This is a genomic window from Kitasatospora sp. NPDC097643 (assembly GCF_040302625.1).
Classification (GTDB): Bacteria; Actinomycetota; Actinomycetes; order Streptomycetales; family Streptomycetaceae; genus Kitasatospora.
The window spans coordinates 37,727-62,603 of sequence record NZ_JBEOSA010000044.1 but is presented as its reverse complement, the minus strand read 5'-3'; the positions used below and the strand labels follow the sequence as shown (position 1 = coordinate 62,603).

Annotated in this window: 13 protein-coding genes and 1 pseudogene; 7 read left to right on the top strand and 7 right to left on the bottom strand. The window is 75.7% G+C overall.

Annotated elements, in window-relative coordinates:
* The first annotated feature begins 45 nt into the window (after nucleotides 1-45).
* The 7 genes and pseudogenes from ABTY15_RS25495 to ABTY15_RS25465 all read left to right on the top strand — a co-directional run bounded on the left by ABTY15_RS25495 (nucleotide 46) and on the right by ABTY15_RS25465 (nucleotide 14,753).
* Nucleotides 46-2,121 carry an alpha-galactosidase gene (locus tag ABTY15_RS25495; protein WP_350599790.1) on the top strand — a complete coding sequence of 692 codons (2,076 nt, stop codon included), beginning with the start codon at nucleotides 46-48 and terminating at the stop codon, nucleotides 2,119-2,121.
* Between the two features lie 87 nt (nucleotides 2,122-2,208).
* Nucleotides 2,209-2,943 (top strand): hypothetical protein, encoded by a 735-nt coding sequence (locus tag ABTY15_RS25490; protein ID WP_350599789.1) that lies wholly within the window; start codon nucleotides 2,209-2,211, stop codon nucleotides 2,941-2,943.
* Between the two features lie 66 nt (nucleotides 2,944-3,009).
* Nucleotides 3,010-3,756: an SOS response-associated peptidase gene (locus tag ABTY15_RS25485; protein WP_350599788.1), complete on the top strand. Its 747-nt coding sequence runs from the start codon at nucleotides 3,010-3,012 to the stop codon at nucleotides 3,754-3,756.
* Nucleotides 3,757-3,997: 241 nt separating this feature from the next.
* Nucleotides 3,998-5,668 (top strand): annotated as a pseudogene (locus ABTY15_RS25480) (nuclease/transposase family protein).
* Between the two features lie 25 nt (nucleotides 5,669-5,693).
* On the top strand, nucleotides 5,694-12,416 hold the full coding sequence (locus ABTY15_RS25475) for a tetratricopeptide repeat protein (RefSeq protein ID WP_350599787.1): 6,723 nt from the start codon (nucleotides 5,694-5,696) through the stop codon (nucleotides 12,414-12,416).
* Nucleotides 12,417-12,420: 4 nt separating this feature from the next.
* Nucleotides 12,421-13,701: a CHAT domain-containing protein gene (locus ABTY15_RS25470; protein ID WP_350599784.1), complete on the top strand. Its 1,281-nt coding sequence runs from the start codon at nucleotides 12,421-12,423 to the stop codon at nucleotides 13,699-13,701.
* Complete coding sequence (locus ABTY15_RS25465) at nucleotides 13,698-14,753, top strand: alpha/beta fold hydrolase (protein ID WP_350599781.1); 1,056 nt, start codon at nucleotides 13,698-13,700, stop codon at nucleotides 14,751-14,753. The genes ABTY15_RS25470 and ABTY15_RS25465 overlap by 4 nt, the downstream gene beginning before the upstream one ends.
* A 28-nt stretch (nucleotides 14,754-14,781) precedes the next feature.
* On the opposite strand, the gene ABTY15_RS25460 is transcribed toward ABTY15_RS25465, so the two are convergent.
* The 7 genes from ABTY15_RS25460 to ABTY15_RS25430 form a co-directional block, all read right to left on the bottom strand.
* Entirely contained in the window at nucleotides 14,782-16,494 is a 1,713-nt protein-coding gene (locus tag ABTY15_RS25460; RefSeq protein WP_350599778.1) for a thiopeptide-type bacteriocin biosynthesis protein, read from the bottom strand.
* A gap of 96 nt (nucleotides 16,495-16,590) precedes the next feature.
* Nucleotides 16,591-18,540 (bottom strand): TOMM precursor leader peptide-binding protein, encoded by a 1,950-nt coding sequence (locus tag ABTY15_RS25455; protein ID WP_350599773.1) that lies wholly within the window; start codon nucleotides 18,538-18,540, stop codon nucleotides 16,591-16,593.
* On the bottom strand, nucleotides 18,537-20,237 hold the full coding sequence (locus ABTY15_RS25450) for a serine/threonine-protein kinase (RefSeq protein WP_350599770.1): 1,701 nt from the start codon (nucleotides 20,235-20,237) through the stop codon (nucleotides 18,537-18,539). Before ABTY15_RS25450 ends, ABTY15_RS25455 begins: the two co-directional genes overlap by 4 nt.
* 125 nt (nucleotides 20,238-20,362) lie before the next feature.
* Nucleotides 20,363-21,511: a lantibiotic dehydratase C-terminal domain-containing protein gene (locus ABTY15_RS25445; RefSeq protein ID WP_350599767.1), complete on the bottom strand. Its 1,149-nt coding sequence runs from the start codon at nucleotides 21,509-21,511 to the stop codon at nucleotides 20,363-20,365.
* Nucleotides 21,512-21,587: 76 nt separating this feature from the next.
* Entirely contained in the window at nucleotides 21,588-24,296 is a 2,709-nt protein-coding gene (locus ABTY15_RS25440; RefSeq protein WP_350599763.1) for a lantibiotic dehydratase, read from the bottom strand.
* A 118-nt stretch (nucleotides 24,297-24,414) separates the two neighbouring features.
* Nucleotides 24,415-24,594, bottom strand: a complete 180-nt coding sequence (locus tag ABTY15_RS25435) for a thiazolylpeptide-type bacteriocin (RefSeq protein WP_350599760.1) — start codon at nucleotides 24,592-24,594, stop codon at nucleotides 24,415-24,417.
* A gap of 73 nt (nucleotides 24,595-24,667) precedes the next feature.
* Nucleotides 24,668-24,832 (bottom strand): thiazolylpeptide-type bacteriocin, encoded by a 165-nt coding sequence (locus ABTY15_RS25430; RefSeq protein ID WP_350599755.1) that lies wholly within the window; start codon nucleotides 24,830-24,832, stop codon nucleotides 24,668-24,670.
* Between the last annotated feature and the right edge of the window lie 45 nt (nucleotides 24,833-24,877).

Below are 24,877 nucleotides of genomic sequence, written 5' to 3'. Positions count from 1 at the left end.
GACGCACCACCACAACTCCATCCCCCCACACCCTCAGGAGCGCACGTGCGCCTCTCCCCCCACCGCCTCGCGGCACCCCTGCTCGCGCTGGCCCTGACCGCCACCGGTCTCGGCGCCCTCACCCTGGGCACGGCCGCCCCCGCCGCCGCCCTGGGCAACGGCACCGCCCTCACCCCGCCGATGGGCTGGAACTCCTGGAACTCCCTCGGCACCGAGGTCACCGAGGAGCAGGTCGTCCAGACCATCGACTTCATGGCGGCCAACGGCCTGGTCGCCGCCGGCTACGACACCGTCACCATCGACGACGGCTGGTCGCTCTGGCACCGCGACGGCCAGAGCAGCGACATCGTCCGCACCCCGTCCGGTTCGATCCAGCTCTACGACGCCGCCGGCACCCCGGTCAGCGGCACCGACGGCACCGGCAACGACCCCACCTCGGGCCACCTGATCCCGCGTCCCGACCACTTCCCCGACCAGAGCGTCGACGGCCGGACCGTCAACGGCATCCAGTACCTGGCCTGGTACGCCCACCGCAAGGGCCTGAAGTTCGGCCTGTACGCCACCGACACCTACCTCACCTGCCAGATGCACCCCGGCAGCCTCGGCCACGAGAGCACCGACGCGGGCGACTTCGTCTCCTGGGGCGTGGACTTCGTCAAGTACGACGACTGCCCGTACGGCCCGCCGATCACCGGCCCGGACGGGCACGGCTACGGCACCCAGGGCGTCGGCAAGGAGCTCACCCGGTCCGTCTACGCCCGGGTGCAGACCTTCCAGCGCGCGCTGGACGCCGCCTCCGCCGCCCAGGGCCGCCCGCGGGTCACCGTCAGCGTCTCCGCGCAGCCCGTCCACACCGGCGTGCCGTACCTGCTGGACGCCGCCGACCCGGCCCGCACCGACCCGGTGATCCGGGCCACCCCGCCGGTGCCCTTCCAGGCTCCCGGCTACGCGCCGACCGGCGTTTGGTGCGGGCAGGTCGCCAACCTGTGCCGGATCGGCGGCGACCGGGACAGCGAGCTGGACGGGGTGCTCTGGAATGGGCAGTTGCAGACCGCGCTGCAGTACCCCGGCAACGTCCGCCCGGGCAGCTGGAACGACCTGGACATGATGTTCACCGGGTGGAAGGACGTCTACGGCGACTGGGGCAGCACCGACACCTGCGTCTGCCACAAGCCGTTCACCGACGACGAGTCCCGCACCGAGACCTCGGTCCTGGCGATGCTCGCCGCCCCGCTGATCTCCGGCGCCGACCTGCGCACCGCCGCGCAGTCCCAGCACACGGCGGACGGCCACAGCTGGTCCACCGGGATCAGCGCCGCGAGCCTGGCGGTCCTGAAGAACGCGGACGTCATCGCCGTCGACCAGGACTCGCTGGCCAGGCCCGCCACCCTGGTCGGCAGCCGGCCCGCGAGCGGCACCGCGCCGGTCGTCCTCAAGCGGCAGCTGGCCAACGGCGACACCGCCGTACTGCTGGTCAACCAGGACCCGTCCGCGAGCCGGACGATCGGCACCAGCCTGGCCGAACTCGGCCTGACCGGGCCCGGTTACACCGCCAAGGAGCTGTGGACCGGCGCCGGCTCCACCGTCACCGGCCCGCTGAGCGCCACGGTCGCCCCGCACGGCGTGGCGCTCTACCGGCTCACCGCCCGGCCGACCACCGTCCCGGCGGCGGTGGTCGACGACGGCCGCTACCACGCGCTGACCGCCGGCGGAACGGGCGGCCTGGTGCTGGAGGTCTCCGGCACCTGTAGCTCACCGCTCGGCTCGGTGGCGGACATCAACACCTGGTGGCCCACCCACACCTCCGAGCAGTGGACCTTCACCACCAACCCGGACGGCACCGTGCGGATCAGCGACAACTGCAACACGCCGACCCACGTGCACACCGTGCTGGCCGCCGGCACCTCGCCCGGCAACAGCGCCTACCTGCTGAACTACGCACCGGGCAACCCGTGGCAGGAGTGGCGGGTGGTGCAGAACTCCGCGACCGGCGCGCTGGTCGTCACCAACGTGGCGACCGGCCTGGTGCTCAACGCCGCTAGCGGAACAGCGGGTTCGGTGGTGACCACGGACGCCGCGAACGGCGCGGCGGCCGGACAAGGCTGGAGCGTCGCCTCCTGACGGAGCGTCAGATACATGCCTCTCCTGACGCCTAGTCAGTGAATCGGCCCCCGGCCCCTCCTCGACCGCCACGCCCACGCCCGGGCAGTGGCGGGCGAGGTCGGCGAAGAAGCGCTCCGGGTCGATGCCGGTCTCCGGCGGGTGGACGCCCGGCCCGCAGCCACCGCCGTCCAGCAGCTGGGCCAGGCCGAGCGCGGCCGGCACGCCGGTGCCCTCGGCCAGGTCGCCCAGCAGCGCCTCGGCACCGGTGAGCCGGGCGAGCACGGCGGTCGGCCGGCCGTCCCGGCTGCCGGTGGCGGCGGCGAAGAAGCCCGGGAGCGTCCCGGGGGCGCGGAACCGGGCGGCCCGGGCGCCGGCCCGCAGGATGCGGCGCAGCGTCGGGCGGTCGAGGTCGACGGCGGCGGTCTCGTTGCCGAGGCGGCCGGCGTCGAGGTCCTCGCGCAGCACGTCCAGGTAGGCGGCGGTGCCGGCGGTGACGACCATCAGGTTGGCGGCGTCGCCGCCGGGCCGCAGGCTGCGGTGGAGGGTGACCGGTTCGGGGTGGCCGACGGTGCAGCCGGTGCCGCGGTGGCCGCCGGGCAGGTCGAGGGTGACCGGCCGGAGCGGCGGGCGCCGCACGATCCGCCCGTTCTCGACCACCGCGACCGTGCCGCTGATCTGCTGCATCCAGTGCACGGCGGCGGCCGGCGGGGCGCCGCCCGGGTCGAGCCGAGCCAACGCCCCGGCACGCCACGGCTGTTCGACGCCTACGCGGACGTCGTCACGGCCGTCGGCGGAGGCGGCCGAGGAATCCCGGGAGCGCGTCACGCCCTGATCTGCTAGATCGGACCGACCGCCGCACCCGCCGCCTGCGCCCGGATGTCGGTCGGCAGTGGCAAGGTGGGAGGCATGTGCGGCCGTTTCGTCTCCACCACCACGCCCCAGGACCTCGTCAGCCTGCTCGGGGAGCTCCGCTGGGATCCCGCCGAGGCCCTCGCCCCGAGCTGGAACGTCGCCCCCACCGACCCGGTGCCCGCCGTCCTGGAACGGGTCGACCACGAGACCGGCGAGCTGCTGCGCCAGCTGCGTCCGCTGCGCTGGGGCCTGGTGCCGTCCTGGTCCAAGGACCCTTCGGGCGGCGCGCGCATGATCAACGCCCGCTCGGAGACCGTCCACCAGAAGCCCGCCTTCCGCAAGGCCTTCACCGCGCGCCGCTGCGTCATCCCGGCCGACGGCTACTTCGAGTGGCGCGAGGTCCCCGCCACGGCGGACCGGAAGAAGTACAAGCAGCCGTACTTCCTGAGCACCGGCTCGGTGATGCTGATGGCCGGGCTCTACGAGTTCTGGCGCGACCGCACCCGGCCCGAGGACGACCCCGCCGCCTGGCTCGCCACCGCCACGATCATCACCACCGACGCCACCGACAGCGCCGGCCGCGTCCACGACCGGATGCCGCTCACCATCGCCCCCGACGACCTCGCCACCTGGCTCGCCCCCGACCTCGGCGACGCCGACGAACTGCACCACCTGCTGCGCCGGCCCGCCGACGGCGAGCTGCGGGTGCGCGCCGTCTCCCCCACCGTCAACAGCGTGCGCGCCCCCAACGGGCCCGAACTCCTGGAGCCCGCACCGGATCCGCTGGGCATCGCCGACTGACGGACCCGTCGGACGCAACACCGGAGCCGACAGTCCGTCAGATTTCGGTGACACGGCGCCCGCGCACCACTACCGTGGTCGGGCAGAGCCGAACGCGGGGGTCATGAACTGCTGGGGATTGATGTTGTTTTGGTGCACATAAGTGTCCACGAGCGTCTTTTCGATCACGTCCCGTTGGGTAGATGGGACGACTGTCGGTGGCGTGTGTGAGGGTGGTGGCGCTGGCTGGGAGGGGGATGACGTGACCGGGTCGAAGAAGGAGCTCCGGCGGATCGACGCGCCGTTCGTTTCTCTTGGCCCGTCGGGTGTGACGGTCCGGGACCGGCTCAAGGGCCTCACGCCCGAGGATGAGAAGGTACTGCGGCTGGTCGGTGCGCATCTGGGGGCTCTGGCGTCGAAGGACCTGAAGGCGCGCTGCGCGGACGGCCTGGACCACGGCAACCAGACGTGGGCGGCGCGCAAACGTGACCTGACCGTGGAGTCTTCGTCGCGCTGGGCCGGGAGCATCACCAAGGCCACGCACGACCAGTGGGCGCTGTCGCGTCGCGGGCAGGCCGCACACCTGGACTCGTTGGACGCGGGCATCCGGATGCTGCGGCACCGCCTGTCACTGCCAGTCGGAGAGAAGGGCACCGAGCGCGGACCGGGTGGCTACCGCTCCCAGCGGGAGTGGTTCGTCAAGTCCCGCCGCCTGGTGGCGCTTGAGGAGCGTCGGGCGCAGGTCGCCGCCGACCGTGACGCCGGCCACGTGCACGTCGTACGTGGCGGGAGGAGGTTGCTGAACACCCGGCACAATCTGGTGGCGGCGAACCTGTCCGAGGATGACTGGCGAGCGCGGTGGGAGGCGTCGCGCTGGTTCCTGTCCGCGGACGGGGAGTCGGGGAAGCGGTTCGGGAACGAGACGATCCGGGTCACCCCTGGCGGTGAGGTGTCGATCAAGTTGCCCGCCCCGCTCGCTGATCTGGCGAACGCCGGGAATGGCCGGTACGTCCTGGCCGCGAGGGTGGTGTTCGCGCACCGGGGCACCGAGTGGGCCGACCGGATCGCAGGCAACCGGGCGGTGGCCTACCGCATCCACCTGGACGTGGACCGGGGCCGCTGGTACCTGGACGCCGCATGGACCCGGCCGGTGGTGCGGACGATGCCGCTGGAGGCGGCCCGCGCAGCCGGGGTGGTCGGTGTGGACACGAATGCCGACCACTTTGCGTGCTGGCACCTCGATGCGCACGGCAACCCGGTCGGCGAGCCTCGCCGGTTCCGCTACGACCTGTCGGGCACCGCCACCCACCGGGACGCGCAGATTCGGCACGCCATCAGCCGGTTGCTGCACTGGGCGAAGCGGTGCGGCGTGACGGCGATCGGCCTGGAGAACCTGGACTTCACCGCGGAGACCACCCGTGAGAAGCACGGCCACCGCAAGCGGTTCCGGCAGCTCGTCTCCGGCATCCCCACCGGGAAGCTCCGTGCCCGGCTGGTGTCCATGGCCGCCGGGCTGGACATGGTCATCGTCGCGGTGGACCCCGCCTACACCTCCCAATGGGGCGCGCAGCACTGGCAGAAGCCACTGACGACGCCCACCCGCACCACCACCCGGCACGACAGCGCCGCTGTCGCGATCGGACGACGCGCCCTCGGACACCCGATCCGGCGACATGGGGGTCCCCCCGGCCGGAGGCTGGGGGAGACACCGCCCCACGACGACCAGAGCGATCGCCGTGGGCATCGGACCGCCCAGGCCCCATCGGGCATCCGGGGGCGTAAGGAAACCCGCCACCCCGCCACGGACCGCGCACACGATGCACGCAGCCGAACGGGGACAACGAGAACGCGGGCGACCAGCGCACCCAAGACCGTTCGGGATGCGCGCAGCAACAGGACGTGGACTCAATGTTCACTCCTGGACACTGTCTAGGAATGGTGAGGGCAGCGAAGTGTTGATGTCCACGACGACGCACGCCCGCGCCGAGGGCGGCCTGCCCGAGCACGAGACCTTCGAGCAGCGGCGGCGCCCCGCCTCGCCCGCCACCGCGGCCGGCAACCCGCACACCGAACAGCGCACGGTGGTGCTCCCCGCCGACGCTGCGCACGCCGCGCTGACCGTCGAGCCCGCCGCGCCGATCGTCCAGCTGCCGCCCCGCGCGGCGGACGAACTCGTCGGCCGCGACGGCGCGTTGCGGGCGATCGCCGAGGCCCTGTCCGACGGCGACGGCAGCGGGCTGGTCACCCAGGCCACCACGCTGCACGGCCTCGGCGGGGTCGGCAAGACCACCCTCGCGCTGCACTACGCCTACGCCGCAGCCGAGACCTCCAGCGGCACCGACAACACCGACGGCTACCGGCTGATCTGGTGGATCACCGCCGAGTCCGAGGAGCAGCTCGCCGAGGCCTTCGCCGACCTCGCCGTCCAGCTCCACCCCGCCTGGGCGCTCACCGCCCCGCCCGGCCAGCAGGTCGAATGGGCCCTCGCCTGGCTGCGCGCCCACGACCGGTGGCTGCTCGTCTACGACAACGCCGAGGACCCGGTCCACCTCACCCCCTACCTCGGCCGCCTGCTCGGCTGCGGCCACCAGCTCGTCACCAGCCGCCGCGCGGGCGGCTGGCACCCGGGCATCCGCCCGGTCCGCCTCGACGTCCTCCACGCGCCCGAGTCCGCCCGGCTGCTCTGCGACACCGCCTACCCCGGCGCCCGCGTCGACCCGGCCGAACAGGCCGAGGCTCGCGCCCTCGCCGAGGAACTCGGCCACCTCCCGCTCGCCCTCGCCCAGGCCGGCGCCTACGTCCAGCAGGCCCGCACCACCTTCGCCGCCCTCCGCGCCCGGCTGCGCACCACCGGCCCGGCCGCCCCCGGCTCCACGCCCGACGCCGCCCCCGGCCCGGTCGACACCGTCTCCCGGCTCTGGCGCACCACCCTGCGCACCGTCCAGGACACCGCCCCGTTCGCCGTCGAGCTGCTGCGCACCCTCGCCTGGTACGCCCCCGAGGCGCTGCCGCGCGAGGCCCTGACCCCCTTCGGCGGGCGGCGCCCGGCCGAGGTGGACGCCGCCCTCGGGCTGCTCGCCGACTACAACCTGATCACCCTCGGCGAGACCACCGTCGCCCTGCACCGGCTGTTGCAGAGGGTGCTGCGCGCCTCCGACAGCGGGCGCCGACTGCGGGTGCGCGCCGAGCACCGGCTCGCCGAGGCGGCCGCCCGGCTCTGGCCCGAGGCCGGGCCCCGGGTCCGCCGGGCGCTGCTGCCGCACATCCGCGAACTCGCCGCCACCGGACCGTCCGAACGGCCCACCGCGCAGACCGTCCGGCTCTACGGGCTGGCCGCCGGGGAGCTCACCGACAAGGCGCAGCGGGTCTTCGCGATCCCGCTGGTCACCGCGATGGCCGACGGCCAGGCCCGGCTGCTCGGCGCCGACCACCCGGACACCCTGACCACCCGGGGCCGGCTCGCCGAACTGCACGCCCGCGCGGGCGATCCGGCCCTGGCCGTCGCGCTGAGCTCGGCGGTGGTGACCGACCGCTCGCGGCTCCAGGGCCGCGACGCCCCTGCCACCCTGGCCGACCGCAACACGCTCGCGCACGCCTACCGCAAGGCCGGTGAACACCAGCGTGCCGTCGAGGAGTTCCGCTCGGTGGTGGCCGACCGGGAGCGGGTGCTGGGCGCCGGCGACCCGGCCACGATGTCCAGCCAAGCAGGTCTGGCGTACGCGCTTCAGGTGGCCGGCGAACACCAGGCGGCGGTCCGGGAGTTCGAGCGGCTGCTGGCCGACGCGGCCCGGGTGCTGGACCCGGACGACCCCGACATCCTGGCCCACCGCAACGGCCTCGCCTACGCCCAACTCACCGCCGGACACCACCGGTTGGCCGTCACCCTGTACGAGCAGGCGGTCGCCGACCGGGCCCGGGTGCTGGGCGCCGACCACCCCGACACACTCACCAGCCGCGGCTGGCTGGCCGCCGCCCACGCGGTCGCCGGTGACCACCGGGCGGCGGTGGCCGCGCACGAGGCGGTGGTCGCCGACCGCACCCGGGTGCAGGGCGCCGACCACCCGCAGACCCTGGCCGCCCGCGCCCGGCTGGCGGTGGCCCGCGGCGAGGCCGGCCGACCGGCCGTCGCGGTCACCGAATTCGCCTCCGTGACGGCCGACTTCACTCGGGTCCTCGGCCCGGACCACCCCGACACCCTGGACGCCCGCAACGGCCTCGCCTGCGCCCACCGCGACGCGGGTGAACACCGGGTCGCGGTGGAGCAGCACCGCGCCCTGGTCCGCGACCGCGCGCAGGTCCAGGGGCCGGACCACCCCGCCACCCTGGAGGAGCGCAGCGACCTCTGCTACGCGCTGCGCCTGGCCGGCCTCCCGGACCGCGAAGTCGCCGAACTCGAACGGCTGGTGGCCGACCGGATCCGCGTCCAGGGCCCCGACCACCCGCACACCCTGGACGAACGGGCCGGCCTGGCCCGGGCCCTGCAACTCGCCGGACACCCCCGGGAGGCCCTGGCCGAGCGCGAACGGCTCCTCGCCGACCACCGACGCATCCACGGCCCCGACCACTTCGAGACCTTCGACGCCCGGCTCAGCCTCGCCCGGGCCCACGGCGACGCGGGCGACCACCGCCGCGGGGTCGAGCTGTGCGACCGGCTCGTCGCCGACCGGCAGCGGGTACTCGGCCCCGACCACCCGCACACCCTCACCACCCGGGCCTGGCAGGCCTGGCTGTACGGGGAGGCGGGCGAGCACCGCCGGGCAGTGGAGCTGCGCGCGGCCCTGCTGGCGGACCGCACCCGCGTCCAGGGCCCCGACCACCCGGACACGCTCGACAGCCGCGCGGGCCTCGCCTGGGCCCTCCAGGTCGCCGGGCGCCCCCGGGAGGCCGTCACCATCCGCGAACGACTGGTCGCCGACCTCGAACGGGTGCTCGGCGCGGACCACTTCAACACCCTGGACGCTCGGATCAGCCTCGCCCGGGCGCACGGCGACGCGGGCGACCACCGCCGGGCGGTGGAGCTGTGCGAGCTGCTGGTGGCCCACCGGGAGCACCTGCTCGGCGCCGACCACCCCGACACCCTGATCGCCCGGTTCTGGCTCGCCTCTGCTCACGGGGACGCCGGCGTGCCCCGCCGGGCGGCCGAGCTGTACGCGGACCTGGTGGCCGACCGGAGCCGGGTCTCCGGGCCCGAGCACCCGCAGACCCTCAACACCCGCTACTGGCTCGCCGACGCCCACCGCGAGGCGGGCGAGTACCCGCGGGCGACAGCCGAGTTCGAGGGCCTCGCCGCCGACCGGGCCCGGATCAACGGGCCGGAGCACGGCGAGACCCTCGCCGCCCGACGCGCCCTGGCCTGTGCCCTCTCGGCCGCCGGCGACCACCGCCGCGCGACGGAACTGCACCGGGCACTGGTGGCCGAACGGACCAGGATCCACGGTCCCGGGCACTCCTACACCCTGGTCGCCCGCTGGTGGCACGCGGCCGCCCACCGGGACGCGGGCGACCACCGCCGCGCCGCCGAACTGTTCGACGAGCACCTGGCCGCGTCGACCCGGTACCGCGGGCCCGACCACCCCCAGACCCTCGACGCCCGGTGGTGGCAGGCGAACGGCCACCAACGCGCGGGCGAACACCGGTACGCGGTGGGCCTGTTCGAGACCCTGGTGACCGACTGCAGCCGACTCCGGGGCCCGGACCACCCACAGACCCTCGCCGCCCGCAGCGGCCTGGCCTGGGCCACCTCCGCCGCGGGCGACCACCCCACGGCCATCACCCGCCACGAGGCGCTGGTTACCGACCGGGCCCGGGTCCTGGGCGCCGACCACCCGCTGACCTTCGACGCCCGGGACTCCCTGGCCTGGGCCTGCGACACCGCCGAACAACACCGCCGCGCGGTCGGACTCTACGTGGACGTGGTAGCCGACCGGACCCGGGTCCAGGGCCCCGACCACCCCAAGACCCTCGCCTCCCGACGCCTACAGGCCCGCTCCCAGGGCGCGGCGGGCGATCACCGGGACGCGCTCGACCAGTACCGTCTCCTGGTCGCGGACTACCACCGGGTGCTGGGCGCCGACCACCCCGCCACCCTGGAGACCCGGTTCGGCCAGGCCCGGGCCCACCGCGACGCGGGCGACCACGGCCGGGCCGTCGAGCTGTTCCGGGTGCTGCTCGACGACCTGCTCCGGATCTGCGGTCCGGACCACCAGGACACCTTCGAGGCCCGGATCAGCCTCGCCCGGTCCCTGGTGGCAGCCGGGGACCACCTCGCCGCCGTCGCCCTGTACACGGACCTCGCCACCGATCAGACCCGGGTCCGCGGCGCCGACCACCCCCAGACCCTCGACGCCCGATGGTGGCACGCCGCGGCCTACCGGGAGGCCGACGACCACCGCCGCGCGGCCGAACTGCACGAAGCCGTCGCCGCCGACCGGGCCCGGGCCCTCGGGGCCGACCACCCGGACACCCTCAACGACCGGTGGTGGCAGATCACCTCGTACCGCGCGGCGGGCTACCACCGGCGCGCCGTCGAGCTGTCCGCAGCCCTGGTCGCCGACTGCGCGCGGGTCTTCGGCCCGGACCACCCCAGAACCCTCAGCGCCCGCTTCCTCCAGGCCTGGTCGCACCGCAGCGCCGGCGAGCACCTGCTCGCCGCCGAGCTGAACGAGGCCGTCCTCCGGGACCGGATCCGGGTCCAGGGCCCCGAGCACCCGCACACGCTCAGCGCACGCGCCAACCTCGCCAACGACCGGCAGACCACCGGACGCCTCCTCCAGACCGTGGCCGAACGCGAGGCACTGGTCGCCGACCGGGCCCGGGTCCTGGGCGCCGACCACCCCAACACCCTCGGGCAGCGCTCCCGGCTGGCCTGGAACGTCTACGAGACCGGCGAACTCGACCGTGCCGCCGGGCTGTTCACCGGGCTGATCGCCGACCGCACCCGGGCTCAAGGCGCCGGCCACCCCGACACCCTGGACGAGCGGACCGGACCGGCCATGATCCGGCGCGCCACCGGACGACACCGACAGGAGGTCGCCGAGCGGGAGGCGCTGCTCGCCGACCACGAACGCGTCCAGGGCCCCGGCCACCCCAACACCCTGACCGCCCGTGCGCGGCTGGCCGACGCCCACCGCCTCCGCTGGGACCACGACCGCGCCGACGCCCTGTACCAGGCCGTCCTGACCGCCCGCACCCAGGTGCTCGGCGCCGACCACCCCGACACCATCGGCACCCGCGACGCCATCGCACTCAACCTCTTCCAGGCCGGGCAGTACGCCGAGTCCGCCGCCCGCTACCGGAAGGCGCTGACCGTCACCGTCGAGGCCTTCGGCCCCGGCCACCCGCTCGCCCGGCAACTCTCGCGGGGCCTCGCGGACGCCCTCCTGCTCGCCGGGGACCACCGGGGCGCCCTCGCCGTACTCTCCCCGCTGGCGGCGGACTGGCACCGGCTCACCGGCCCCGGCCTGCCCGACCTGCTCCACGCCGGCTGCTCCCTCGCCCTCGCCCACCACCTCCACGGCGAGCACCAGACGGCGGTGCGCCTGGCCGACGCCCTGATCGCCGCCGCCGACGGCCCCCTCGGCCGCTCGGACGACGCGACCCTGGCCGTCCGGCAGACCCACGCGCTGCTGCTGGCCCGCGGCCCCCGGCCGCTGCGCGCCGTCGTCCGGCTGGAGGAGCTCGCCGAGGAGTGCGCCGCCGGCCACGGCCCGCGCAACGCCCTCACCCTGAGCCTGCGGCAGAGCCTCGCCTACGCTCGACTGCGGGCCGGCGACCCGGCCGGGGCGATCGAGGTGTACGGGGGCATCGTCGCGGACCGGATCCCGCTCGCGGACGGCGCCCCGGCCGAGGCGCTGCTCGCCGGGCACCGCGACGCCGAGGAGACCGCGCTCTCCCTCGGCGCCCTGCGCCCCCGGGGCCTGCCGGTCTTCCCCACCCTCGTCGTCGGCCTGGCCCGTGCCCTCGCCGCCAACGGGCGGCGCGCGGAGGCCCGGGAGCTGCTGGCGGCCGTCCGCGCCGGGCGGGAGGCCGTCATGGCATCCGGCCATCCGCTGGCCGTGGAGAGCCGGACGGCGTCGGCCCGGCTGGCGGACGGCGAGCCGGGACCGCTCCCGGCGGTGCCCGTCCGCCCGGCCCGCGCCGAGCTGGAACAGGGCGCCGGCGAGCCGGCGCCGCTGCTGCGCCGGTCCCGCGGGTCCCTGCGCCGCGCCGCCGCGCCGGAACCCCCGCGCCCCGCCTGGCACCCCCGGCTCACCCTGCTCGACGAGCCCGCCGTGGGCACCGGCGTCCGACTGGAACTGCGGCTGGAACCGGGAGCGGACACGCCGCACGCCGATCCGGCCGAGCTGCCGGACCTGCGGCTGGTGGCGGCCGTCGACTCGGACGCCGTGCTCGACCCGCCCGTCGCCGACTACACCCCGGCCGGGGAGCCCGCCCGGTTCACCCTCACCCCGGCGGTGCCCGGGCTCCACCCGGTCCGGATCACCGTATTCGACCACGGGCACGGCGCCGTCCTCCAGGACCTCGCCGTCGTCGTCGACGTCCCGCCGGCCGACCCCGCCCTCACGGCCCGCGAGAACCCCGCTTTCCTCACCGCCGCCGTCGTTCTCGGCGTCGCCGCTTTCGTCGACACCCGACGCACCCTCAGCATCCCCGCCGCCCCCGACGCCCAGGAGCAGGAGTAAACGAGTGCCCCGGGACCTCCCCGTCGACGTCCGGCACAACCCGTCGGCCGACTACACCCGGCTGCCCCGCCAGGGCCGCCAGGGCCGCCCGTACGACCCCTCGGACGCCCAGCCGCTCAAGGAACCGGCCCCGCTGGACCTCGTGGTGACGCTCCGCAACCACCGCGGCCAGCTGCACATGTCCGCCGACCAGCCGGGCGTGCGCACCCCGCGCACCCGCCAGCACCACGCCTGGCTGCGCACCTCCGCCACCGACCTCCTCGCCGGTGCCGCCCGGCTGCGCGCCGCCTGGCGCGACCGCCTGCTCGCCTACGAGCCCGAGGAGTCGATCGGGTACCTCCCCTTCACCCACACCATCGACTTCCGGCCGCTGGCCCCGGTCGCCGACCGCCGGATCGCCGAACTCGCCGAACGGGGACGGTACTTCCTGGAGATGATGCTCGACGGCCCGGACCGGGAGCTCACCATCTTCCGCACCCACCTCCTCCAGGTCCTCACCGAGCAGGGCTCGCTGCGGATCAGCTTCGACTCCGATCTCCACCTGCCCTGGCCGATGCTCGCCGTCGACGGCGGCCACGGGGACCTCTGGACCGATTTCCTCGGCCACCGCCACCAGGTCGAGCAGACCGGCGCCGCCTACCCGCCCATCCAGCCGCCCTACCCGGCCCGCACCAGGCCCGTCACCAGCCTGAACACCGACGACCAGCTCGAAGGCGTCGGCCGGGCGCCGGAGGTCCGCAAGCTGCTGGAGGACCGCTCCCAGCTGACCGTCCGCAACAAGTCGGACCTGCTGCTGGAGGCGCTGTCCCGCGCGGTGCTCGACGAGGACGTCATGTACTTCTGGTGCCACGGCCAGTTCGTCAGCAACGACTCCCCGTACGAGCAGCTCGCCGTCCGGCTCACCGACGACCTCCAGATCGACGCCGACCTGGTCCGCCAGCACCGCCGCCGGCACCGCGACGCGCAGAATGCCATGTTCCGGCCGTTCGTGCTGCTCAACGCCTGCCACGCCGGGCAGTCGGCGGCCGCCGAACTGGAGCACCTGGGCCGGGCGTTGGTCGACCTCGGCGCCAACGGCGTGCTCGGCCCGCAGCTCCAGATCCCGCAGGTGTTCGCCGCCGAGTACGCCTTCGCCTTCCTCGACCTCTACCTGACCGGCGAGTTCACCGCGGGCGAGATCACCCAGCAGCTCGTCCGCTGGTTCGCCCGCGAGTACCGCAACCCGCTCGCCCTCACCTACTCGCTGCACTGCGGCATCGACAGCATCCTGGAGCTCACCCCGTGACGGCACGCACCCGCCCCGGCCCCGCCGCCCCGCTGGTCCGGCCGGCCACCGTCGACCTCGACGAGGACGGCCGCCTCCTCGTCCCCGGCACCCGCACGCCCGTCCCCGAGACCCGGGTCGCCGAGCACCTCGCCCGGCACCTGCCCATCCCCGAACGGGCCACCGACATCTACGTGTACGTCCACGGCTGGCAGACCGGCGCCGACGCCGCCAACCGCGCCGCCGCCACCCTCATCGGCCGGGCCGCCGCCCTGCACCGGGCCTCCCCCGCCGCGTACCCGGGGCTGACCGGCGGGTACCGGCCGTGGTGCGTGGTGGTGCGCTGGCCCTCCTCCAGCCTCCCCTCCCTCGGCGGCTACCGCCGCATCCGCGCCCGGGCCCACGCCATGAGCGCCCCCGGCCAGGGCCAGGCCGGACGCGTCCTCGGCCACCTGCTCGGCTACCTCGACACCGACCGCGGCCACCCCACCGCCCCGCGCGTCCTCGCCAACCGCAACGGCCAGTACCTGCACCTGCTCGGGCACTCCTTCGGCGGCCGTTTCCTCTGCGAGGCCGTCCAGTTCGCCGCCGACCGGCCCGCCGGACCACCCGTCCTCGGCTGGAGCCGCCCCGGCGACCCGGCCCGGCCGTTCACCGTCGACAGCGCGCTGATCTTCCAGATGGCCGCCCCCCGCGACGCCTTCGACCACCTCTTCCCCCGCCTCTTCCTCGGCCCCGGCCGCCCCGGCGCACCCCTGCGCGGCCCCCTCGTCCTCACCCACTCCCGCTGGGACCGCGCCACCGGCTTCTGGCACCTGCGCGCCGAGGGCCGCCCGGGCATCGGCCACTCCGGCGTCGGCGTGGCCCCCGTCCCCCAGTTCAGCACCCTCCTGCGCCCCACCGGCTCCGCCTACCCCCACGCCGAACTCGACCACCCCATCGTCAACATCGACGCCGGCCACATCTACCGCGGCAGCCTCACCACCCGCCTCAACCCGGCCGGCGCCCACTCCGACTTCCAACACCCCGAATCCGCCCACCTCCTCCTCACCCTGACGGCCCACTCCCGCTGACCGGAAGCGGGACCGTGAACGTCAAGACCTACTTCTCCCGGTAGTCCGCCCGCGCGGGGCCCTCGGCCGGGGTGGTCGGGCGGCCGAGGGGGAGGAGGTACTGGAGGGGTTGGTCGAGGTCGTCGAGGGCGAGGAGTTCGTGGGCGAGGTCGTCGTGGAGGCCGCCCATGGGGGTGGTGGCGAGGTTGAAGGCGGCCGCGGTGAGGAGGAGGGTCTGGGCGAGGTGGCCGGCTTCGAGGAGGCCGAGGCGTAGGGCGCGCAGGCCGTAGCGGCTGCGGAGCAGGCCGAGGTCGAGGTAGACGGCGAGGACGGCGGGGGCCTGGTCGATGCCGATGGCGTCCGGGTCGTCGGCGGGGCGGGAGAAGTAGGAGGTGAGGGCCTTGAGGTCGTCGACGGTGGGGGCGGGGCCGATCGGGCGCAGGGTGCGGCGTTCGGGCAGGCACTGGTAGGTGCCGGCGGGCAGGCCGTCCACGGCGAGGGCGGCCAGTCGTACCCGGACGCTGTAGAGGGCGCCGGCGCTGGGGTACGGGCGGTGGTGCTGGGTGCGGGTGGTGCCGTCGGCGAGGGGCCGGGTGGTGGTGTGGCTCTTTGCGACGGCGTGCCACAGGACGCCGCCGAGGGTGGCGGCGGTGAGCGGGCCGGTGAGCGGGCCGCGGGTGCTGTGGCGGGCGCGCAGGGTGTCGGCCAGAGTGAGCGCGGGCAGCGGGTCGGCGGGGAGCGGGAGGTCGCCGGGCCTTTCCTGCGGGGCCGGGCGGGGCGGTACGTCGCGCAGGGTGGTGTCCTCGACGCGGCCGATCTGGAACTTGCTGCGTTCCAGGTACTGGTAGTCGGGGGCGCGGTGGTCGGCGGGGAAGAAGGTGAAGGGTTCGTCGGTCTCCAGCAGGGTGCGGGCGGCGAGCCGGCAGACCGCGCGTTCCTCGTCGGGGCTGACGCCGAGCCGGTTGAACAGCATGTGGAGTTGGGAGGCCCAGACCCAGGCGAGGCGTTCGGCCTCGGCGGTGGCGGGCGCCGTGTCGGGGGCCGTGTCGGGGGCCGCCGCCCGCATCCGGGCCGCCGCGGCCGTCACCTGGCGGGCCCAGTCGGTGAGCCAGGGCGCGGCGGTGCCCGCGTCCAGGGCCTCGCGCAGGGCCCGGGCGCGCCGGGCGAGGCCGTTCCGCTGCTGGGCGAACACGGTGTTGACCTTGGCGTGGACGGCGGCGCCGGGCAGCGGTTCGAACTCCGTGACCCAGCGCCAGGAGGCGGCGTGGCGGCGCAGCCAGCGCGCGCCGGCGAACTCGTCGAGGCCGAGCGCGTGCACGGTGGTGTGGGCGAAGTCGAGGGCGAGCGGGAGGCGGTGGGCCCGGTCGGGGGCGGCGCGCAGCGCCTGGACGGCCGTCCGGGTGGAGTGGACGAAGACCTCTTCGGCGATCGGGAGCAGGGCCGGTCCGCCGTAGCGTTCGGTCTCGGGCTGGTAGGGCACGGCCGTCACCTCGCCGTGGCGGGGCGCCCAGGGGCCGTCGAGCGGGGTGTGCCGGGCCGCGCGGCGGGTGAGTTCGGCGGCGAGGGCGGGGGCCCGGTCGTCCGCGTGCGGGCCGTGGAAGCGGATCCGCAGGTGGGGGCCGCCTTCGCCGTAGCGGATGAAGAACCAGTCCGGGTCGTCCGTCGAGTCGTCGAACAGCGGGGCGAGTTCGTCGGTGACGAAGGTGTCGGCGTCCTGGCCGGTGAGGGGCAGGGCGAGGTGCAGGCTGTGCCAGCGGGGCATCGGGTTCCTCGGGTTCATCGGTCCGCCCCGGGCGGGGTGCGGTGCGGTTCGGTGCGGTACGGGGACCTACGGCGGTCGGTGGGGCTGCGGGAACGGCTACGGGAACGGGTGCGGGTGCAGGGCCAGGTCGGCGTGCCGCAGTGGGCGCGGGGTGCGGCCGAGCCGGTGCGGGACCTCCAGCAGACGGGGCAGGCCGAGGGTGCGGCGGTTGACGTGGCCGAAGGTCATCGGCAGCGTGCCGGGCACGAGGACCTTGACGGCGTGCAGACCGAGCCGGTCGCGGACGCCCGGTTCGTCCTGGGCGACGGTGACGACCTCCAGGCCTTCGGCGGCGAGCCGGTCCACCGTCCGCCGCAGCAGCGCGGTGAGGTCGGTGACCTGTTCGGGCGCGCCGGGCCAGCGGTCCCGCCAGGGCACCGGGGGCGGGCCGGCGAACAGGAAGTCCAGGCGGGGCTGGGCCTCGGGCAGGGTGTTGAGGCCGACGTGGTCGTCCAGGCCGACCACCAGCTCGGGCTCGTCCAGCATCCGCCGCAGCCGCCGCGGGTCGCGCGGCCCGTCCGGGTCGGCGGACCGGTAGGCGGCCTCCTGCACGTAGGTCACCACCTCGGCGACGGCCGAGCGGATCGCCGCCCGCGGGTCGTGGTGGGCGCCGGCGGCCAGGAAGGTGCGCGGGGCGTCGGGGTGGGCGCCCTGGTAGCGGCAGAGGGCGATGACGGCGGGGATGCCGAGGTCGTTGGTGGCGTCCAGCAGGGTGAGCCGGTAGCCGAGCAGCCGGGCGCGGTCGGCGAGGGCGCAGGTCTCGGGGTCTTCGTCGGGCACGGTGACGCCCGGCAGCGGGGTGCGGGCGTACCAGGCCATCAGGAACGCGTCGCGCTCGGCGACCTCGAACAGCCCGTACAGCGCGGCTTCCTGGGGGCTGTTGCCGAGGCCGCAGCCGTTCGAGGACTCGTAGACGACCCGGGGCCGGTCGCGGTCCGGGACCTCCCAGTAGGCGACGTGCTCGGGGACGGCGAGCGGGCGGTCGTGGGTGAGCGACCAGCCGTGGACCCAGTCGAGGACGAGGTCCGGTGTGTACGGGACGGTGGCTCTGCGCGGGTGGTCCCGGTACGCCGGGTCGGGCAGGCCGAGCCGGGCCGGGTCGAGCGCGGTGTCCGGCCCGAGCTCGGCGAAGGAGGCGCGCAGGACGGTCCGGCGGGCGAGCGGGCGCATGCCGGCGAACCGTTCCACGCTCTCGAACAGGGCGACCCGCTCGCTGGCGCGGAAGTCCGCCGCCCGGCCGTACCCGCCGCTGTCGACGAGCCGGCCGTCCGTCACCCAGGCGGTGGTGAGCGCGAACGCCGAGTCCTCGGTGCGGAACAGGCGGCGCACCGGGCCGAAGCGTTCGTCGTGGAGCTCGGCGCGCAGCCGGTCCAGGCCGGTGCGGTCGTTGGCGCCGCGCAGGACGGCCGGGTCCGGCAGCGGGCACGGCGTCGCGGGCAGCCGGGCGGCGGCGGGCGAGTCGGCGGGCAGCGGGCGGCAGACCGGGCAGCCGCCGACCGGGCGGACCTGGTGGGTGGACCAGGTGGCGCGGTCGCCGTGCAGGAGGTGGACGGTGGCGTCGGTATCGGTATCGGTATCGGTATCGGTGTCGGCGGGGGCGGGGGCGGGCGGATCGGCCGCGGCCAGTTCGGCTGCGAGCCGGGTGACCGCGTCGGTGAAGGCCGGTGTGCCGGTGCCGGCGAGCGCCAGGGCCGGACTCTGCCAGGGCACTCGGCCACCCGCCGTGGCCAGGCGCTGGTACTCGGTGCACCGCAGGCAGGCCGCGGCCCCCGGGTGCAGCACCGGCCCGATCAGGGTCAGCGCGCCGTCCTCCCGGATCGGCACGAACCGGACGGGGTGGGCGAGCGCGTGGCGGCTGAGCTCCTCGGCCAGGCCGAGCGTCCAGGCGGTGAGGTGGACGGCGGCGGTGCCGGAGGTGGTCGCCAGCGCCTGCTCGGGCGTGAGGACCGGGAGGGTGGGGAGGACCGGGAGGGCGGGGAGGGAGGTAACGGCGGGGCGGACGGTCATCGGGGTCCCTCCGTGGGCACCAGGGCGGTGAAGCCGCAGCCCTGGAGGGCGTTCGCCAGTGAGCGGGCGGCGGGGGCGACGGGGTGCCAGACGGCGACCCGCAGTCCGGTGGTGTGGAGAAGTGCGGCCTGTAGCTCGGGTTCGCGGGCGGCGAGGGCGGTCAGCCAACGGTCCGTCCAGCCCTCGTCCGTCCACGCCGCCGGTCGCAGGCCCGCTGCGGCGAGCGGGGCGGCGGCGCCGGACAGGGTGGTGTGGTGGGCGGCGGCCAGCCCGTGGGCGGCGGCGGTACGGCGGGTGAGCGCGGCCAGCGCGGCGACCGCCACCGCATCGGCGGGCGTCGCCTCGACGGCGCGGCCGAGCACGACGGGCGGGGTTCCGGCAGCCGGGCTCGGCAGGCGTAGGACAGCCATGAAGGCTTGCCCGGCGACGAGTTGACTGATCGTCAGGTCAGGTGCGGTGCCGAGGCTCCGGGTCAGGGTGGTCCACCAGTGCGCGGCTTGCGGGTGGTCCCGCCAGCCGGCCGCACCGGGTCCGACCGGCACCGCCGGAAGGGCGTGTGCCGCGCGGCGCAGGGCACGGCCGAGGGCGTGGTCAGGGTCGGCGCCGACCACCGGGGCGGCCAACTCCGTGTCGGCCAACTCCGTGTCGGCCAGGTGGAGTTCGACGGAGCGGCAGGCGGCCGCCAGCCGGGCCAGGTCCGTCCGGACGGCGCCCGCCACCAGCGTGCCGGACGGGGTCCGACAGGACACCAGCGGGACGGGCAGTTGCGACAGGGCGCCGGGCGCCGGCGCGTCGATCACCCCGAGCCGGGGGTCCCCGAGGGCCGTGATCCGCCGCAGCGCCTCGGCCAGGTGCTCGGGCGGGGCGGCCACGGGCCCGGGGGCGGCGGCCCAGGGGTGGTGGTCGGCGCGCAACGGGTGGGCCTCGGCGACCAGTACGGCGGGGCGGCCGGCGAGCAGGCGCGGATCGCCGGGCGGCGCGTCGCTGGGCGGTACACCCTCAGCAGCGGTCGGCGCATCGGCCGGAGCTCCCACCGGATCGACTGGATCAGCCGGGTCCGGCAGGCCGGCGACCGCGCAGAGCAGCCGGTGGGCAGCCGCGCCCGCGAGCAGCGCGGTAAGGGCCGGAGGCGGCGGCGTCGAGCTGGTTCCGAGGCTCGCCGCGAGGGTGGTGGCGTCCGCACGGGTGCGGGCCGGGTCGGCGGGTGCCGTGACGAAGCCCCCGTCCGCGTCGCCCTGCACGGCCACGGCCACCGTGCCGTCCGCCACCAGCACCAGCCCGGCGGCCAGGCCCGGTTCGGCGACGACCGTCGGCGTCGCCCCCGCCCGGCGCAGCGCGCGTGCCACGGCCTCGGCCAGCGGCAGCCCGTCGGGGTCGGCGGCGGCCACCACCGGGCGGGCGGCCGCCAGCTCGGCTGCCGCCTGCGCGGGCCGGTCGGCCACCGAGCCGGGCCACGGCGGGAGTTCGACGCCGTCGGGGTGGTCGACCAGCAGGTCGTACTCGCGCAGCCGCGCGGTCACCGTCGCCAGTGCCGCCGCCACGCGCTCCCCCGTCGGCTCGCCCACCGGCTCCGGTTCGGGGTCCGGGCCCAGCCGGGGTGCCAGCAGCTGCCACAGCGCCGGGAGCGCCCGGCTGCCTTCCAGGGTGAGGCTGGTGCCGCGCCCGCGCACGTGCAGCCCGGCCCGAAGCGGGGTCACCGCAACGCCCGGACGCAGGCGCGGCCGAGGACGCGACGGCGACGCACCGCCGACGGGGCCCGATGCCGACGCACCGTCGACGCCTGCCCCCGGACGCGGCACCGACGTGCCGTCCAGCTCGGCCGTCATGCCGCCCCCTCGACCGCGGCGATCACTTCGTCGACCCGCGTCTGCCACCGGTGCCCGGTCAGCTCCGGCACGCTGCGCACCACCAGGTGGGCGGCCAGGTAGCGTTCCACCGGCCGGACGTCGCAGATCGCGAACAGCCGGTACAGGCCGTTGGTGCAGGCCCGGTAGATCAGGTAGTCGGAGCGGGTCCACATGGTGCCCCGGGGGTCCGATCGGTGCAGCAGCTGATGGAACTCGCTGTAGCGGGTGCGCAGTTCGTGGTCCCAGCGCTCGGCGGTGGCCCGGTCACCCAGGGCGGCGGCGCGTGCCCGGTACTCGGCGCGGTCGCCGCCGAGGTCGGCCCCCGCCGCGAGCCGCTCCGCCGTCCGGCTCCAGGCCGTGGCCGACCAGTGCGCCCAGTCCTGTTCCCAGCCCTCCGCCCCGCCGTCCGCGATCCGGCCGACCAGTGCGGTGACGGCACCGCGGCTGCTCTCCCAGCGTCGTTCGAAGGCCGCCCGCAGACCACCGTCCGGGTCCTCGTGGACCAGGAAGTCCTCCAGGTGCGAGACGAACGAGTAGTGGCCGCCGACCAGCCCGTCCGGGTGGGCGAGCGCGTGCGCGGCCAGCGCCGCCACCACCAGCTGGACCCGGGCCGCCGCCGCGTCGCCGTGTGCCCCGAGGAAGTCGCAGCCCGAGGCGACGGCGGGCAGGCCGAGCCGCAGCAACTCGTCGCGCAGCGCCACCGCGTCGGCTCCCAGCAGCGCGTGCAGGGAGCGTACGGCGTCCGGCTCGACGGGCTCGACCCGGACGGTGTTGTCGGGCACCAGCGGCCCGTACGGCGGCGCGACGAGCTCCACCCGGCCGGCCACCTCGGCCTCCGCCAGCAGCTGCGCGTCCGTCCGGTCCGCCACCGACGGGTGCTGCTCCACCCACGCCCGCAGCCCCTCGGCGGTGCGTTCCGCCACCTCGGCCACCCGCCCGGCCGGGCCGTTCAGCCGCAGCCGCAGGTGCGGGCCGAACCGCCAGTGCCGCTCCAGGTGCACGGTCAGCCCCTCCCCCGCCGCCTGCCGTGCCAGCGGCAGCACGGCCTCGCGCAGGGCCTGGGCCTTGGTGGGCCGGTAGTAGTAAAGGACCACATCGCAGCTACCGACGGCTGATCCACTCATCGCGCGCCTCCTCGACACTCGCACCCGGACATCTGCACAACAACCCTTACCGACACCACTGTTGGAGGTCGACCGGTCACCGCCCCACCACCTGCCGCGCGGGCCGGTAGGTCTCGACGACCAGCTCGACGGTGTGGGTCGGGTCGGGCTGCCCGGCGCCGGCGGGGAGGGCCTCTTCGAGGATGACGCCGCCCGGGTGCCGGGTGAGCCATTTCGACAGGCAGTGCAGGTGGAGGGGGTTGCCGAGGTCGACGGGCTGGGGTTTGGGCGCGCGCAGCCGCGCGACGAATTCGTCGGCCACCTCGCCTGCCGACGGCTCCGGCACGGGGTGCAGGAAGAGCTGCTCGGGCAGCTGGAGCAGGGCGCGCCAGCGGGCGACGGCGGTGCACGGGAGCCCGGCCGGGCCGGCGTCGGCGGCGAGGTCGGCGCGCAGGGCGTCGAGGACGGCGGCCGGGAGGTGCCAGCGGCGGCGGGCGAGGACGACGTGGCGGTGCCGCAGCCGTGGGGTGTGGGTGACGCGGCCGCCCGGCGCGGGGAGGGTGCTGCGGGTCAGCAGGGAGCGGAAGTTGACGACGCCACTGGGGTGGTCGGCGAGGAGCGGGGCGATGCGCTGGGGCAGCATGATCGGGGCGAGGAAGCCGAGGTAGAGCACGTCCAGCAGTTCGCCGGTCGACCGCAGCCGGAAGCGGAGTTGGTCGGTGGCCTGGTCGTGGACGAGGTCGAGGTCGGGCTCGGCGAGGCTGGTCCAGCGGTGGTCGGGGCCGATCTCGTCGGCGAGCAGCCGGGGGTGGAGGTTGGCGTTGAACCCGCCGACCGGGCGGATCTGGACGGCGCGGGCGGCGGCACCGAGGCCGTCGCGGATCTGCCGGGCGACGGCGTCGGCGGCGGGCCGCGACACGGCGGCGGCGAACCCGTCGAGGGCGTCGAGGAACCGGCTGGTGAACCGCCCCCAGCCGCCGTAGACGTGGTTGACGCACAACAGGCCGTCGACGTGGTCGTGTTGGACGAACCAGGAGTAGCTGAGCGGCCGGGCGGCGGTCCAGTCGGGCAGCCGGGCGGCCAGCGCCCGGATCCGGTCGGCGGGCAGTACCAGTTCCCCGTCGACCACCGGCGTGGCACGCAACTCCTCGCGCAGAGCGGCCAGTTCGGCCAGCTCGCGGGGCAGCTCGGCGGAGTCGGCGGGGAGGGCGGCGTACCGCCCGGCCTCGGCCCAGGCTTCGGCGGTGTCGGCGCCGAACTCCCACGGGGTGCGGCAGACCCCGCCCGGCCCGTAGCGGGCGACGAAGCGGTCGCGGGCGGCCCGCCGCATCAGATGGCCGAGGTCGAACAGCTCGGCCAGGGCGGTGAGTTCGGAGAGCACGGCCCGATCGGCGTCCTGGAGCTCGCCACGCGGGCCCCCTGCCGCGACGACGTCCTCGGTGAGCACGGTGAGCGACGCGGCGTCGGCCGGGACGGGCCGGCCCGCTTCGGCGAGCACCTGACGCCAGTCGTCGGCGAGAGCGGCCAGCAGCGCCGGACGGTCCGCCGCCGGCGCCTCCACGAACTCCTCGGTACGACAGGCGAGTTGCTGCACCCTGTCGGCCAGCTCGGCGTCCTCGGGCCAGTGCCGGAGCCAGTCGGCGAGGCTCCTGAGCGGGGTCGGGTCCTGCGGGTCGACCGGGTCCGTGGGCACCAGCAGCCCGGCGTCGAGGAGTCGCCCGACGTACCGCTGGACCGCCGCGTCGCCACCGGGGCGGCCGAGCGCGGCGGCGAGGCGTTCCGCGAGGCGGGCGGGGGTGCCTTCGCAAGCGCTCGACGGAACGTCCTCAGGGGTGTCCGCGAGCGCCGCGAGGGTGGCCAGTTCGGGCCGGGCGGCGAGTTCGACCCGCTCCTCGCGGGTGACCAGGTAGCGGCCGCCCGTGAAGACGACCTGCTCCCGGCCGTAGTGCGCGCGCCCGTCCTCGATCCGGGCGGCGCTGGTCATCCGGTGCGGCAAGGTGCGGCTGCGCCGGGGTTCGTCGAGCAGGGCCTGGACGAGGGCGCCGACGAGCGTCCGACTCTCCTGGACGACGGCACGCAGCCGCCCCTCCCCGCCCGGTACGTGCCCCTGCCCCGCCCAGCCGACGGCGGTGAACCAGGAGAGCGGGCTGGTCTTGGCGGTGGCCCGCAGGGCGTGCCGCAGAACGGCGGCCTCCTGCTTACGGGCCCGCCCGCGCCCCACCCCGACCGCGCCGCCATCACCGCCACGCGCAACGGTACCGACCGCGCGCAGCAGGTCGGCGCCGGTCAGGGCGACGGCACGGGCGAAGGCCGGTTCGCGGCAGAGTTCGGCGAGCGCGGCCCGTTCGGCGGCCAGTGCAGATGGCACGGCGTCGGCGAGGGCATCGAGCAGACGGGCGCGCCGGGCGCGCAGCTCCAGCCAGGCGGCGAGTGCGGGGAGTCGGTCGGGGAGGTCGGCGAGCCGGTCGAGCAGCGCGGCGCGCGGCGGGCGGCCGTTGTGCAGGTCCCGGCGCAGCGGCAGGACCACCTGACGGTGGAACTCCTCGCCGTGGCCGGCGCGGCTGGCGTACAGGTCGTCGCAGAGGGTGGGCCGGAGGGCGGCGTCGGCGGCCTCGACGGCGGTGAGCCCGGCCAGCAGTTCGCGCACGGCGGCGGAGCGGGCGGACTGCGCGGGCCGGGCGAGCACGGTGGCGCGGACCAGGGCGTACGGCGCGGTACGGGCCGGCGGCTGCGCCGGCGTTGGCACCGGCTGCAACACGGGCGGCGTCGTCGGCACGGCCTGGGGCAGGGCGACGCGGTTTGTCATGACGGGCTCCTCCTGGCGGGCCGACGGCCGGGCGATGCGCCCGCGTGTAAGGACCCGGTGCGTGCCACCGGGGCCGGTGCCTGTCGGCGCCGGCCCCGGCGGCTGGTACCGGTCGGTGTCAGTACGGCAGGACCGGCGGGTGCGGAACCGCACAGGAGGACGATCCGCAGGAGGTGGAGCTGGGCCCGCCGGAGGCTCCCGTCTCCGGCAGCGCGACGGTGTCGCGCAGCGCGGTGACGGTCAGCTCACCGAGGTCCAGGTCGTCGAGCGCGAGGGCATCCTCGAACTGGTCGGACATGGCGGTCTCCCGAGGCTCTACTGGTAGGGACGTGCCGATGCGTTGGATCCGGACTTGCTCAGGGCGCGAGGAACTACATGTCCTGCGGCTCGGAGCAGGAGGACGAGGCCGTGCAGGAGCAGGAACCGCCCCCGGAGGCGCCGTTCTCGGGCAGCGCGACGGTGTCGCGCAGCGCGGTGACGGTCAGCTCGCTGAGGTCCAGGTCCTGGAGGTCGAGCTCGGCGAAGACGTCGGACATTGCAGACTCCTCTGGTGTGGTGGACGAGGCCGTGATCCGCCCGGT

Bases quoted from the DNA above. Each gene is read 5' to 3' on its own strand.
- ABTY15_RS25455 (WP_350599773.1), bottom strand. From the start codon at position 18,540: ATGACCGTCCGCCCCGCCGTTACCTCCCTCCCCGCCCTCCCGGTCCTC.
- ABTY15_RS25440 (WP_350599763.1), bottom strand. From the start codon at position 24,296: ATGACAAACCGCGTCGCCCTGCCCCAGGCCGTGCCGACGACGCCGCCC.
- ABTY15_RS25485 (WP_350599788.1), top strand. From the start codon at position 3,010: ATGTGCGGCCGTTTCGTCTCCACCACCACGCCCCAGGACCTCGTCAGC.
- ABTY15_RS25475 (WP_350599787.1), top strand. From the start codon at position 5,694: ATGTCCACGACGACGCACGCCCGCGCCGAGGGCGGCCTGCCCGAGCAC.
- ABTY15_RS25445 (WP_350599767.1), bottom strand. From the start codon at position 21,511: ATGAGTGGATCAGCCGTCGGTAGCTGCGATGTGGTCCTTTACTACTAC.
- ABTY15_RS25435 (WP_350599760.1), bottom strand. From the start codon at position 24,594: ATGTCCGACCAGTTCGAGGATGCCCTCGCGCTCGACGACCTGGACCTC.
- ABTY15_RS25430 (WP_350599755.1), bottom strand. From the start codon at position 24,832: ATGTCCGACGTCTTCGCCGAGCTCGACCTCCAGGACCTGGACCTCAGC.
- ABTY15_RS25460 (WP_350599778.1), bottom strand. From the start codon at position 16,494: ATGCCCCGCTGGCACAGCCTGCACCTCGCCCTGCCCCTCACCGGCCAG.